The organism is Xanthomonas sp. MUS 060 (assembly GCF_000963215.1).
Classification (GTDB): domain Bacteria; phylum Pseudomonadota; class Gammaproteobacteria; order Xanthomonadales; family Xanthomonadaceae; genus Xanthomonas_A.
In genome coordinates this window covers 163,271-176,000 of sequence record NZ_JZIM01000004.1, presented here as the reverse complement: position 1 = coordinate 176,000, position 12,730 = coordinate 163,271, and the positions used below count along the sequence as shown (strand labels likewise).

The 12,730-nt window shown below is 64.3% G+C and carries 12 protein-coding genes and 2 pseudogenes; 8 read left to right on the top strand and 6 right to left on the bottom strand.

All coding sequences use genetic code 11. From position 1 onward, the window contains the following. Positions 1 to 3: 3 nt before the first annotated feature. Positions 4 to 987 (bottom strand): ABC transporter ATP-binding protein, encoded by a 984-nt coding sequence (locus XANALMUS060_RS06730; protein WP_045737796.1) that lies wholly within the window; start codon positions 985 to 987, stop codon positions 4 to 6. Between the two features lie 155 nt (positions 988 to 1,142). Between XANALMUS060_RS06730 and XANALMUS060_RS06725 the strand changes: the two are divergent. After that, positions 1,143 to 1,550, top strand: a pseudogene (locus XANALMUS060_RS06725) (FAD-binding oxidoreductase); the annotation flags it as partial. On the opposite strand, the pseudogene XANALMUS060_RS21850 reads toward XANALMUS060_RS06725, so the two are convergent. Next, positions 1,551 to 1,682, bottom strand: a pseudogene (locus tag XANALMUS060_RS21850) (ABC transporter ATP-binding protein); the annotation flags it as partial. Between the two features lie 137 nt (positions 1,683 to 1,819). On the opposite strand from XANALMUS060_RS21850, the gene XANALMUS060_RS06720 reads away from it, so the two are divergent. The 4 genes from XANALMUS060_RS06720 to XANALMUS060_RS06705 all read left to right on the top strand — a co-directional run bounded on the left by XANALMUS060_RS06720 (position 1,820) and on the right by XANALMUS060_RS06705 (position 6,128). Next, positions 1,820 to 2,530 carry an FAD-binding oxidoreductase gene (locus XANALMUS060_RS06720; protein ID WP_045737794.1) on the top strand — a complete coding sequence of 237 codons (711 nt, stop codon included), beginning with the start codon at positions 1,820 to 1,822 and terminating at the stop codon, positions 2,528 to 2,530. Between the two features lie 121 nt (positions 2,531 to 2,651). Further along, positions 2,652 to 4,172 carry an alpha/beta hydrolase gene (locus tag XANALMUS060_RS06715; protein WP_045737710.1) on the top strand — a complete coding sequence of 507 codons (1,521 nt, stop codon included), beginning with the start codon at positions 2,652 to 2,654 and terminating at the stop codon, positions 4,170 to 4,172. Positions 4,173 to 4,203: 31 nt separating this feature from the next. Beyond that, positions 4,204 to 4,950: an ATP-binding cassette domain-containing protein gene (locus XANALMUS060_RS06710; protein WP_045737709.1), complete on the top strand. Its 747-nt coding sequence runs from the start codon at positions 4,204 to 4,206 to the stop codon at positions 4,948 to 4,950. Next, the gene (locus XANALMUS060_RS06705; protein ID WP_152640417.1) at positions 4,938 to 6,128 is read left to right on the top strand and encodes an ABC transporter permease; all 1,191 of its coding nucleotides are present in this window, start codon (positions 4,938 to 4,940) and stop codon (positions 6,126 to 6,128) included. The genes XANALMUS060_RS06710 and XANALMUS060_RS06705 overlap by 13 nt, the downstream gene beginning before the upstream one ends. 263 nt (positions 6,129 to 6,391) lie before the next feature. Here XANALMUS060_RS06705 and XANALMUS060_RS06700 read toward each other — a convergent pair whose 3' ends face one another. Both XANALMUS060_RS06700 and XANALMUS060_RS06695 read right to left on the bottom strand, forming a co-directional pair. Next, positions 6,392 to 7,405: an energy transducer TonB gene (locus tag XANALMUS060_RS06700; protein ID WP_045737707.1), complete on the bottom strand. Its 1,014-nt coding sequence runs from the start codon at positions 7,403 to 7,405 to the stop codon at positions 6,392 to 6,394. 365 nt (positions 7,406 to 7,770) lie between these two features. After that, entirely contained in the window at positions 7,771 to 8,379 is a 609-nt protein-coding gene (locus XANALMUS060_RS06695) for a TIGR00645 family protein (RefSeq protein ID WP_045737706.1), read from the bottom strand. 112 nt (positions 8,380 to 8,491) lie between these two features. On the opposite strand from XANALMUS060_RS06695, the gene XANALMUS060_RS06690 reads away from it, so the two are divergent. Continuing rightward, on the top strand, positions 8,492 to 9,181 hold the full coding sequence (locus XANALMUS060_RS06690; protein ID WP_045737705.1) for a glutathione binding-like protein: 690 nt from the start codon (positions 8,492 to 8,494) through the stop codon (positions 9,179 to 9,181). 70 nt (positions 9,182 to 9,251) lie between these two features. Beyond that, positions 9,252 to 11,483, top strand: coding sequence for a S9 family peptidase (locus XANALMUS060_RS06685; RefSeq protein WP_045737704.1), 2,232 nt, complete (start codon positions 9,252 to 9,254; stop codon positions 11,481 to 11,483). Between the two features lie 2 nt (positions 11,484 to 11,485). Here the strand turns inward: XANALMUS060_RS06685 and XANALMUS060_RS22625 are convergent, their stop codons facing one another. Beyond that, positions 11,486 to 11,620: a hypothetical protein gene (locus XANALMUS060_RS22625; protein ID WP_255352353.1), complete on the bottom strand. Its 135-nt coding sequence runs from the start codon at positions 11,618 to 11,620 to the stop codon at positions 11,486 to 11,488. A 72-nt stretch (positions 11,621 to 11,692) separates the two neighbouring features. Continuing rightward, positions 11,693 to 12,142, bottom strand: a complete 450-nt coding sequence (locus tag XANALMUS060_RS06680) for a hypothetical protein (RefSeq protein WP_045737703.1) — start codon at positions 12,140 to 12,142, stop codon at positions 11,693 to 11,695. A gap of 172 nt (positions 12,143 to 12,314) precedes the next feature. Here XANALMUS060_RS06680 and XANALMUS060_RS06675 point away from each other — a divergent pair, with 172 nt between their 5' ends. Continuing rightward, positions 12,315 to 12,563 carry a hypothetical protein gene (locus tag XANALMUS060_RS06675; RefSeq protein ID WP_045737793.1) on the top strand — a complete coding sequence of 83 codons (249 nt, stop codon included), beginning with the start codon at positions 12,315 to 12,317 and terminating at the stop codon, positions 12,561 to 12,563. Positions 12,564 to 12,730 lie beyond the last annotated feature (167 nt).

Sequence of the window (12,730 nt, the reverse complement as noted above, 5' to 3'; positions counted from 1 at the left end):
TGGTCAGGAGGAGGCGGGCGGTTGCGGCGCGGCGGTATTGCCCGATCCGGTGTTGCGGTGTTCGCCGGTGAGGCGGACGAACAGTTCTTCCAGACGGTTGCTCTTGGTGCGCATGGATCGCACGCGGATGCCAGCATCGTCGAGTGTGGCGAACACCCGGTTGAGGTCCATCGCGCGTGGCATGTCCAGGTCCAGGGTGTGCGCGTCCTGCGCCAACAGGGTGGTGCCTTCGATGCTCGGCAACTGCATCGGCAATTGGCCATCGATGTCCAGCAGGAAACCTTCCACGTCCAGTTTGGCCAGCAATGCGCGCATCGGGCCTTGTTCGACGATGTGGCCGCGGTCGATGATCGCCAGATTGCGGCACAGATTTTCCGCTTCTTCCAGGTAATGCGTGGTCAGGATGATGGTGGTGCCCGCCGCGTTGATCTCACGTAAAACACGCCACATGTCGCGGCGGATTTCGATGTCCACGCCAGCGGTGGGTTCATCGAGGATCAGCAGGCGTGGTCGGGTCATCATCGCGCGGGCGATCATCAGGCGCCGCTTCATGCCCCCGGACAGCGTGCGGCTCATCACCTGCGCTTTTTCCCAAAGGTACGCGCGGCGCAGTTCCGTCTCGGCCAGTTGTTCGGCCTCGGCGCGCGGCATGCCGTAGAAACCGGCGTAGTTGACCAGGATGTCGAATGGTTTTTCGAACAGGTTGAAGTTGATTTCCTGCGGCACCAGGCCGATCAGGCGCATGGCGGCGCTGCGCTGGGTACTCAGGTCGGTGCCGAACACCTCGACCTGACCGGCGCTGAGGTTGACCAGCGAGCTGATGATGCCGATCAGGGTGGATTTGCCGGCGCCGTTGGGGCCAAGCAGGGCGAAAAAGTCGCCGGGCATCACGTCCAGCGACACGCCGCGCAATGCTTGCACGCCGTTGTCGTAGGTCTTGCGCAGGTCGCGTACCCGCAGTGCGGGCGTGGGGGAATGCGAGGGCAGAGGGGATGCGGGAGTCAAAGTAGGCCTTCGCGCCGCGTCGACGGCGCTGGAGAAGTGCAGCGGCTATTATAGAAGACCGCGTGGCGTCGCCCACGGCCATAGACTGTTGCAACGACGTGCCTGCCCAATTCCCGCTGAAGTTGGTCGATCGCCGCATGCTGGCGCCATCCGTCGGCCATTACCGTTTCGTTCGCGACGACGGAGAGCCGTTGCCGTTCCTGCCTGGCCAATTTGTGCAGGTGCATTTTCAGTATGCCGACGGCACCGCCACCAAGCGCAGCTATTCTCTGGCCACTCGCCACGACCCGGCGCAGGCCGCCGATGCGACGGTGGAGATCGCGGTGAGCTTTGTCGCTGGCGGCGCGGCCACCGCCTTGTTCGAGGCGCTGGAAATCGGTGGTCAGGTGGTGGCGAGCGGCCCCTTTGGGCGTTTCTGTTTGCAGCCGGAGGAGACCAACCGCCGTTACCTGTTGATTGCCACCGGTACCGGCGTCACGCCGTATCGCTCGATGCTGCCGTTGCTGGAGAAGGCGATGGCCGAACGCGGCGTGGAGGTGGTGCTAAAAGTCGCCGGGCATCACGTCCAGCGACACGCCGCGCAATGCTTGCACGCCGTTGTCGTAGGTCTTGCGCAGGTCGCGTACCCGCAGTGCGGGCGTGGGGGAATGCGAGGGCAGAGGGGATGCGGGAGTCAAAGTAGGCCTTCGCGCCGCGTCGACGGCGCTGGAGAAGTGCAGCGGCTATTATAGAAGACCGCGTGGCGTCGCCCACGGCCATAGACTGTTGCAACGACGTGCCTGCCCAATTCCCGCTGAAGTTGGTCGATCGCCGCATGCTGGCGCCATCCGTCGGCCATTACCGTTTCGTTCGCGACGACGGAGAGCCGTTGCCGTTCCTGCCTGGCCAATTTGTGCAGGTGCATTTTCAGTATGCCGACGGCACCGCCACCAAGCGCAGCTATTCTCTGGCCACTCGCCACGACCCGGCGCAGGCCGCCGATGCGACGGTGGAGATCGCGGTGAGCTTTGTCGCTGGCGGCGCGGCCACCGCCTTGTTCGAGGCGCTGGAAATCGGTGGTCAGGTGGTGGCGAGCGGCCCCTTTGGGCGTTTCTGTTTGCAGCCGGAGGAGACCAACCGCCGTTACCTGTTGATTGCCACCGGTACCGGCGTCACGCCGTATCGCTCGATGCTGCCGTTGCTGGAGAAGGCGATGGCCGAACGCGGCGTGGAGGTGGTGCTGCTGCTGGGCGCACGGACACCGGACGAATTGCTGTATGGCGATGAGTTCCGTGCCTTTGCCGACGCGCATCCGCGTTTCCGCTTCGTGCCGTGTTTTTCGCGCGAATTGCCGCAAGCGCCGCATGCCGATGTACGCCATGGGTATGTACAGCAATGGTTGTCGGAATTTGCACCGCAGGCCGAGGGCGATATTGCGTATCTATGCGGCAACCCGAACATGGTCGATGCCTGCTTCGAGGCGTTGAAAGACGCTGGCCTGCCGGTGCAGCACATTCGCCGCGAGAAGTACGTCAGCAGTAATTGAGTATGTCGCCGCCGCATGGCGGCCCACCGTCGTCGCTGTTCCGTCCCGCTGGCCATTGCGCAGCAACGAGGTCATGCTCCAGGATGGCACCCCGCGCGGCATGACCTCAAGGATGCGACCCATGCGATACCGTTCCACGCCGTTGGCGATCATGGCGGCCACCCTTTTGCTGGCCGCTTGCCAGGCCAATCCGGCGCCGGCGCCGGCACCGCAGACGCCGGGACGCAGCTACGGCGTGCTGCGCTTCCATCCTTGCACATTGACCAGTCCGCTTGCGGCCAACAACGTCGAAGCGCAGTGCACGCGCATGCCGGTGGCGGAGAATCCGGCCGCACCGAACGGGCGCAAGATCGCGCTCAACATCGCCTGGTTGCCGGTGACCGGGCAGGGCAGCAGCGACCCGGACCCGGTGTTCTTCCTGGCCGGCGGCCCGGGTCAGGCTGCCACTCAGGTTGCCAGCATTGTCGATCTGGCATTGCACGAAACGCGTAAGCGCCGCGATGTGTTCCTGATCGATCAGCGCGGCACCGGGCAGTCCAATCCGTTGACCTGCCTCGGCGCGGACGGTAAGACCTTGCCGCCGGCCGACTCGGTGCGCGCGCCCAGCCCTGCAGAAGTACTCGATGACGCCAGGCGTTGCGCGCAATCGCTCAAGGGGCGCGCCGACCCGCGTCACTACACCACCACTCAGGCGATTGCCGATCTGGATGCGGTGCGCGCAGCGCTGGGCGTGGACAAGATCAATCTCATCGGGGGCTCCTACGGCACCCGTGTCGCTCAGCAGTACGCGCGTGGCTATGCGGCGCACGTGCGCAGCGTGGTACTCGATGGCGTGGTGCCGAACGATCTGGTGGTCGGCGGCGAATTCGCCACGACCTTCGAAGATGCGATCACCCTGCAGGCGCAGCAGTGCAAGGCCACGCCGGCGTGCGCCAAACGCTTCCCGGTCGATACGCGCATGCAGTTGCGCACGGTGGTGGAGCGGCTGCGGCAGACGCCGGTGGCGGTGGATTATCGCGACCCGGCCAGTGGTCAGAGTACGCACGATCAGGTCACTGCCGATACCGTCACCAGCCTGGCGTTTTCCTTTTCCTATGCGCCGCAAACCTCCGCGTTGCTGCCGCTGACCCTGGACGAGGCCGCCCATGGTCGCTATGCGCCGTTGATGTCCCTGGCACGGATGATGGACTTGCAGATGCAGGATCAAATGAACCGTGGCATGCAGTGGTCGGTGATCTGCGCCGAAGACGCCGACCGTTACCGCGCACCGGCACGGCACGACACCCTGCTCGGGCCGGAGGTGGCGCGGATGTTTTTCGCCGCCTGCCCGGCCTGGCCGACGGGCACCCGCCCCGCCGATTTCACCGCGCCGTTGAACTCCGACCTGCCGGTGTTGCTGACCTCGGGCGAGCTGGATCCGGTGACCCCGCCGCGCTATGCCGAGCGCGTGCTGCGCGATCTGCCCAACGGCCGCCATCTGCTGCTGCGCGGACAGGGGCACGGCACCATGACCCTGGGGTGCATGCCCAAGTTATTGGGTCGGTTCTTCGAAACCGCCGATGCCAAGCACCTCGAGGCCAGTTGCCTGGATGCGATGCGTGGCGTGCCTGCCTTCACTTCATTCAATGGATGGGAACCATGAGCTGGGCATCGTTAGACCGGGAGAGCTGTGCATGATTCTTGTCGACAACGTGCATAAGGCATTCAAGACCAAGGCCGGTCGCGTGCAGGCGGTGCGGGGGGTCAGCTTCGAGGCCGCAGATGGCCAGATCACCGGCTTGCTCGGTCCCAACGGCGCCGGCAAGACCACCACTTTGCGCATGCTCTATACGCTGATGGCCCCCGACCAGGGCCAGGTGCGCGTGGATGGCATCGACGTCGCCGAAGATCCGTTGGCGGTGCGGCGTGCGCTGGGCGTGCTGCCAGACGCGCGCGGTGTGTACAAGCGTTTGACCGCGCGCGAGAACATCGCCTACTTCGGCGAACTGCATGGTTTGTCGGCGGCGCGGATTGCCGAGCGCACCCGGTTGTTGTCGGCGGCGCTGGACATGGACGATATCCTCGACCGGCAGACCGAAGGCTTCAGCCAGGGCCAGCGCACCAAGACCGCGATTGCGCGCGCGCTGGTCCACGATCCGCGCAATGTGATCCTCGACGAACCCACCAACGGCCTGGACGTCATGACGACCCGTGCGCTGCGCGGTTTCCTGCGCGGACTGCGCGCGCAAGGACGCTGCGTGATCTTTTCCAGCCACATCATGCAGGAGGTGGCGGCGCTGTGCGATCGCATCGTCATCGTCGCCAACGGCACGGTGGTGGCCGCGGGCACCGCTGAGGAGCTGCGTGCGCTGACCGGCGAAGACAATCTGGAAGACGCCTTCGTCAAGGCGATCGGCGGCGACGAAGGATTGCACGCATGAGCCTGCTCCACACCGTATTCACCGTGATGCGCAAGGAACTGCGCGACCTCTCGCGCGATCGCCGCACTCTGGCGCTGGCGTTGTTGGTCGGCCCGCTGCTCTATCCGGCGCTGATTCTAGGAATGGGGGCGTTGGCCGAGAGCCGGGTCCGCACCCAGATCGACAAACCGCTGGACATTCCGGTCATCGGCCGTGAGCGCGCGCCGAATTTGGTGGCGTTCCTCGCCATGCAGGGATTGCATGCGGTCGCACCCCCGAAGGACCTGAGCGCAGCGATCCGCAGTCAAACCGTGGATCTGGCGTTGAAGATCGACGAGGACTACCCGAACGCCTGGCACCAGGGACACCCGGCGCTGGTGGAGATCATCAAGGACAGCACCCGCCGCGATGCCGATATCCCGACCACCCGGGTGCAGGCGGCGCTTGGCATGTACAGCCAACAGGTCGGCGCGCTGCGGCTGATGGCGCGCGGGATCGATGCGCAGGTCGCGCGACCGCTGGACGTGGCTGTCCAGGATCTGGCCACGCCCGAAGCCAAGCGTGCGGCATTGCTGGCGATGCTGCTGCCAGTGCTGCTGACCATCACCTCGTTCATCGGTGGTGCTCACTTGATTCTCGACGCCACCGCTGGCGAGCGCGAGCGACAGTCGCTGGAGCCGTTGCTGGCTACGCCGGCCTCGCGCAGCGCCATCGTCAGCGGCAAGATCGCCGCCGCCTGCCTGGTCGGTTTGGTCTCGCTGCTGCTGACCCTGCTCGCGTTCAAGCTCAGCGCGCAAGTCGCCAGTGGCATCGGCCAGCAACTCAACGTCAGTGTCGTGGCGATGTTGCAGATGCTGTTCGTGCTGTTGCCGATGTTGTTCATCGGGACCTCGCTGCTGATCGTGCTGGCCGCAGCCGCCAAGAGCATGAAGGAGGCGCAGAGCCACATGACCTGGCTGATGCTGCTGCCGATGCTGCCCGGTTACGCGCTGATGGCGTATCCGCTGAAAACCATGCCATGGCAGTTCGCGGTGCCGTTTTTGGCGCAGAACCAGATGCTGCTGAAGATCATCCGCCGCGAGCCGATCGACCCGCAGATCTGGGCGGTGTATCTGATCGCCGGTTTCGGCTTGGCCGCACTGTTATGGTTGGCTGCGGTGCGCCGTTACCGCCAGGAGCAGTTGGCGATTGCCGGATAGCAACGGCTGGCGGATGCGGCCTGCCTGCTGAGGTGCTGCGTGCCCTGGACGCGGTCGTGCGCTCTCCATGCCTTGGCGTCGTTGGCGGGTGTGCTCGGCATCGATTGTCCGGGCACGACTCGATGGCGCGTCGCGTTGGCTTGGAGTGGCGAACAAAACCTCGCCAGTCGCTATCGGCTGGGGGCGGACAGTGCGCAGGAACCGCCGTGTATACGGGGCCGAGCACTGCCCGCGCAGGTCCGGCGGCGATGCCGTTTTTACTCTTAACCGCCGGGGTTGAAGGCCAGTGTGCGTCGCGTGGTGATCGGTGCGCTGACCGGCTCGAAGCGCCAGCGCTTGGTCGCGCTCAACGCCTCGTGGTCGAACACATGCCCGGGGGTGGAACGCAACACGCGCGCGTTGGTGACCGCGCCGTCGGTGCCGACGGTAATCTCCACCAACACTTCGCCGGCGATGGCCGAGCGCAGTGCTTCTGGCGGATAACGAGGTGCCGGAGTACTGATCGGACGCAACGCCTGCACGCTGGCTGTGGATGCGGCGGGTGTCGGCGCTGGAGCCGGCGTCGCGGCTCGTTGCTGCGCGGCCGGTTGCGGCGCGGCAGCCGTGGTGCTGGGCGCGAGCTGGGGTGGTGTTTCCTGGCGCGCGCTTTCGCGGCGTGCGGCCTCCTGTTGCGCGGCCATCTGTTGCGAGGCCTGTGCCTGGCTGGTTTGCGGTTGCGCCTGTTTCTGTTGCTCGCTGGCCAGTTTGGTTTTCTGTTCGGCCGCTTTCTTGGCTTTTACGGCTTCTTCCTGGCTACGCTGTGCCACGGTCTGCATGCCTTTGCTCACGCCCTGCTTGAGCCGTGGCAAGGCCGGTGCCTGGCTGTCTATCTTCTCGATCAAACCGATGAGGCGCTGGGCTTCCGGGAAATCCTCGCGGTTGATGCTCTGTTCGGCGGCGATCAAGGTGTACGGCATGAGATCGGTCAGCGCGCTCTTCACCCCGGCATCGTCCGGCTGCTTGTCGCGGAGTGCCAAGTAGTATTCGACGGCATTGTTGCCGGCTGGCGTATACATGCGGTTCTGGCGTAGCGCCTCGCTGGCCGAAGCGCGCAATTGCTCGGTGTCCATCGATTGCACGTTGCCCGGGACCGCGGGCGTCGTCGGCACACTTGCTGCGGCGGTGGCCGGTGTGGCGTCGGGTGCGGCCTTTTCTTGTTCGGAACACGCAGCTAGCGTGGCCAGCAGCAGGGTCGCGACGATCTGGCGCGTCCTGGCGAATGTAGTGTCGTGCGGCATGCTTTTCTCTGATCCCCGGTGATGACGATGTCGCGATGCGGATGGTGTTGCTGGCGTATTTGCGACGGCATCCCCGTTCCCCTTGCCGTCACTTTTCTTGTTCGGAACACGCAGCTAGCGTGGCCAGCAGCAGGGTCGCGACGATCTGGCGCGTCCTGGCGAATGTAGTGTCGTGCGGCATGCTTTTCTCTGATCCCCGGTGATGACGATGTCGCGATGCGGATGGTGTTGCTGGCGTATTTGCGACGGCATCCCCGTTCCCCTTGCCGTCAGCGCACTGCGTGAGTCAATCTAGCATCCGTTGGTATTGCATGCGTGCCAGTCCTCGTCGGATGGAGGAAAAAGCGTGACCCTGGGCACGCTGGTCAGTGCGCTGGTTTCGCTGGCGAGGCCATCAGCCGGTCGGTCCAGGCGATGCCGATCGCTGACAGAATAAAGATGCCATGGATGATGGTCTGCCACAGAACTCCGTCGTGGGTCAGTGTCGCGCAGCTTTTCAGATCCACTGTCGCCGCGGCGCTCGCCAATTGGTCCGGTGAACACAGCGGCATACCGCCGAGCGCGCCGACGGCGATGAAGGTCTTGAGCAGGTGGATCGAGGAGATGCCGATGATCGACAGCGCGAGTTTCACTTTCAGCACGCTGGCGTTGACGTGGCTCAGCCATTCCGGCTGGTCGGGATGGCCTTCCAGGCGCAGCCGCGAGACAAAGGTTTCGTAGCCGCCGACGATCACCATCACCAGCAGGTTGGAGATCATCACCACATCAATCAGGCCAAGCACGATCAGCATGATTTGCTGCTCGCTCAGGCCCGGCGCTTCGTGGATCAGGTGCCATAGTTCTTTGCCGAATAGAAAAACGTACACGCCCTGGGCCACGATCAATCCCAGATAGAGCGGCAATTGCAGCCAGCGCGAGGCGAAGATCAGGCTGGACAGTGGAGTCAGGCGAGGGTGCGGGCGCTGGAGCGTCATGGGTCGGAATGTCGCATTGCGTCAAACAGCCAGGGTAACCGTCCTGCGCCAATGCTGCCAAGCGCAGGCGGCCGCTACACTGCCAGTTCCTCTCCAAGACAGGACTGAGCTCATGATCGATCTGTATTACTGGCCGACGCCCAACGGGCACAAGATCACCCTGTTCCTTGAGGAGGTCGGGCTCGATTACACGCTCAAGCCGGTCAACATCGGCGCTGGCGAGCAGTTCCAACCGGCGTTTCTGGCGATCTCGCCGAACAACAAGATACCGGCTATCGTCGATCACGCGCCGGCCGATGGCGGCGCGCCGCAGCACGTGTTCGAGTCCGGTGCGATCTTGCTGTATCTGGCCGAGAAGACCGGCCGTTTTCTGCCGAGCGATTCGCGTCAACGCAGCGTCGCGCTGGAATGGTTGTTCTGGCAGATGGCCGGTCTCGGCCCGATGACCGGGCAAATGGGCCATTTCAACGTCTATGCGCCGGAAAAGATCGGCTATGCGATCGAGCGCTATGGCAACGAGGTACGGCGTCTGCACGGTGTGCTCGACACGCGTCTGGCGCACAGCGCGTATCTGGCCGGCGAGGAATACGGCATCGCCGACATGGCGAGCTATCCGTGGATCGAGGTGTACAGCGGGTTGATGCCGGACTATGCCGCGTTCCCGCACCTGCAACGTTGGCACGATGCGATTGCCGCGCGTCCGGCCACGCAGCGCGCCTATGCGTTGAAGGAGCGGGTCAATCCGAACGCCGGCAAGCCGCTGAGCGAGGCCGAGCGCAAGCACTTGTTCGGCCAGCGCTGAGCCGTCGCGCTTCTCAAATGCGCTGCGCACGCGCATCATTCTCGCGCTTGCTGCTCCATCAGGAACCTTCATGCGCTCTCTGTTCGCCGCCCTTGTCCTCGTGCTTGCCATGTCTGTCGTCCCCGCACATGCCGAAAAACTGACCCTGGAGGCCATCACCGGCAGCAAGCCGTTGTCCGGGCCAACGCTGATGAAGCCCAAAGTGGCGCCGGATGGCTCGCGGGTGACCTTCCTGCGCGGCAAGGACAGCAACCGCAACCAGCTTGACCTGTGGGAGTACGACATCGCCAGCGGCCAGACCCGCCTGCTGGTCGATTCCAAGCTGGTGTTACCCGGCACCGAGACCCTGAGCGACGAAGAAAAAGCGCGGCGCGAGCGCCAGCGCATCGCGGCCTACACTGGCATCGTCGAGTATCAGTGGGCGCCGGATGCGCACGCGCTGCTGTTCCCGCTGGGCGGCGAACTGTATCTGTACGACTTGTCCAAGACCGGCAGCGCGGCGGTGCGCAAGCTGACCCATGGCGAAGGTTTCGCCACCGATCCGAAGATTTCGCCCAAGGGCGGCTACGTGAGCTTCGTGCGTGGACGCAATCTGTGGGTGATCGATCTGGCTAGCGGTCAGCAATCTGCGCTGACCCACGACGGCAGTGAGATCATCGGCAATGGTGTGGCCGAGTTCGTCGCCGACGAGGAAATGGATCGCCACACTGGCTACTGGTGGGCGCCGGATGACTCGGCGATTGCTTTCGCGCGCATCGACGAAACCGATGTGCCGGTGCAGAAGCGTCAGGAGGTCTACGCCGACCACAGCGATGTGGTGCAACAGCGCTATCCACAGGCTGGGCAGCCCAACGTCAAGATCAAGCTGGGCGTGATCGCGCCGCACGCGGACGCTCAGCCGCAGTGGGTCGACCTGGGCAAGAACCCGGATATCTACCTGGCGCGGGTGGACTGGCGCGATCCGCAACGGCTGACTTTCCAGCGCCAGTCGCGTGACCAGAAGCGACTGGAATTAATCGAAGCCACGCTGGCTAACGGCAAGCAGCGCGTATTGGTCACGGAGACCAGCAAGACCTGGGTGCCGCTCACCAACGATCTGTACTTCCTCAGGGACGGGCGCTTCATCTGGGGGTCCGAGCGCAGTGGTTATGAACACCTGTACCTGGCCTCGGCAGATGGCCGCAGCTTGCATCCCCTGACGCAGGGCGAATGGGTCGTGGACGAATTGCTCGCAGTGGACGAGAACGCAGGCAAGGTCTATTTCTCGGCCACCAAGGAGTCGCCAACCCAGACCAATATCTATGCGGTACCGCTGTCTGGTGGCGCGATCCAAAGATTGTCCCAGCCCGACGGCACCCATGCGGCCAGCTTCGCCACCAACGCCAGCGTTTACGTCGATCATTGGTCCAACACCACCACGCCGCCGCAGATCGCGCTGTTTCGCGCCAGTGGCGAAAAAATCGCCACGCTCCTGGTCAACGATCTGGCCGATCCGCAGCATCCCTATGCCAAGTACCGCGATGCGCAGCGCCCAGTCGAGTTCGGCAGCCTGACCGCCGCCGATGGCAAAACGCTGCTGCATTACCGGCTTATCAAGCCGATCAATTTCGATCCTGGCAAGCGCTATCCGGTCGTGGTTTACGTCTACGGCGGTCCGGCGACACAGACCGTGCTCGATAGTTGGCCTGGACGCGGCGATGCACTGTTTGACCAGTATCTAGCCCAGCACGGCTACGTGGTGTTCTCGCTCGACAATCGCGGCACGCCACGCCGTGGCCGCGACTTCGGTGGCGCACTGTATGCGCGTCAGGGCACGGTGGAAGTGGACGACCAACTGCGCGGGATTGCCTGGTTGAAGGCGCAGCCATGGGCGGATGCGGCGCGTATCGGTGTGTACGGCTGGTCCAACGGTGGCTATATGACGCTGATGCTGCTGGCCAAACACAGCCAGGCCTACGCGTGCGGTGTGGCGGGTGCGCCGGTCACCGATTGGGCGTTGTACGACAGCCACTACACCGAGCGCTACATGAACCTGCCGGCAGCCAATCCGGACGGCTACCGCGACGGTCGCGTGGCCGCGCACCTGGATGGCCTGACCTCGCCATTGCTGCTGATTCACGGGATGGCCGATGACAACGTGTTGTTTGCCAATTCCACTTCGCTGATGAGCGAGTTGCAAAAGCGCGGCAAGCTGTTCGAGCTGATGACCTATCCCGGTGCCAAGCACGGTCTATCCGGTACCAATGCCTTGCATCGCTACCGCACCACCGAGGCGTTTCTGGCGCGCTGTCTGAAACCTTGAGCTCACACACGCGAGGTTGTCGGCGCGGCGCGGTCGGCCAGGATCACGATGTCCACGTAACCGAGAGCGATCCCGCAGCGGATGTCGCCGTGTCGGTTGAGGCCGGCGTCTGCCAGCGAGGGCAGGGCGGATGGCATAGGCAGGCGCAACGTCCGCTTGCTGCCATCCACCTGCTGCCCTGTTTCAGTCAACCCGCGATGCCATCGGCTTCATTGCCCGGTGTGGGGTGGCGTTGCCGGTTTGCTTGCGCCTGGCGGTACCCAGATCGCCATTCCGGCGGCGTGTTTCTGTGTCGTCGGGATGCCGATGCCCAGGCCGCCGCCGACGTGTCCGCCATAGCTGCCGCCGCCGAGCGAGACGCCGCCGCCGGAGCGTTGCGAACTCACACCCATCAGCACCACGCCGTTGGCACCGAGTTTGGCCGCCTCCTGTTTGAGTCGCGCCAGCGCCGCGTCGGTCTGGCCCTGGGTCCCGAAGCCTGCCGCGCTGGAGGCTTCCAATTGGGCGATATCGACCGCGCCCGCTGGCGGGGTCGAATAAATCTGCACCAGGGCCGGGTCGATGGCTGGACGCGCCGCACCGACCATCACTTTGGAAGAACTGGCGCAGCCGGCCAGCGCGAACAGCAGGGCCAGCGGCAACAACGGACGCACGTGCATGGCATTACCTCCGTGGGCGGATCACCACGCGATCATAGGCGGGCCGAGTGAATCGCGCCGAACCCGTCGTCGTTCACTGTGATGTGTGTGTCGGCCATGCCTTGCCAGGTGTGGTCTTGAAAGGTTTGCCGCAGATGCTATGGTCGCGGTCAGTGTGCTTGTGGAGCCTGGCATGGGTGTGATCAGTCTGTTGTGGGGCATCGTGGCGTTGCTGTGGATGATCCTGGCCTTCTTGCCCTTGCTGGGCTGGGGGAATTGGTTTGTGATTCCGTTCGCGGCGGTCGGGGCGGTCATCGCGGCGGTCGGCCTGCTCTTCACCCAGGCGCCGAACCGTGGCCGCGCCAAGGCCGGCCTGTTACTCAATGGGCTGGCGATGGTGGTCGGCGTGATCCGCCTGAGCCTGGGGGGCGGGGTGATCTGATCCGTTGTGTGTGCGAGGTGCTTTGCCGTCGTGCCGCGTGCGCCATCGGCCGCAGTCACATGCCGCAGTCGATGGCGGGCCGACTCGCATGCACGCCGATGCTGGCGAGGTGTGTCTGGTAGTGCCGGGCCACTTCCGCCATGCTCCGTATCCGTTCTCCAGGAATC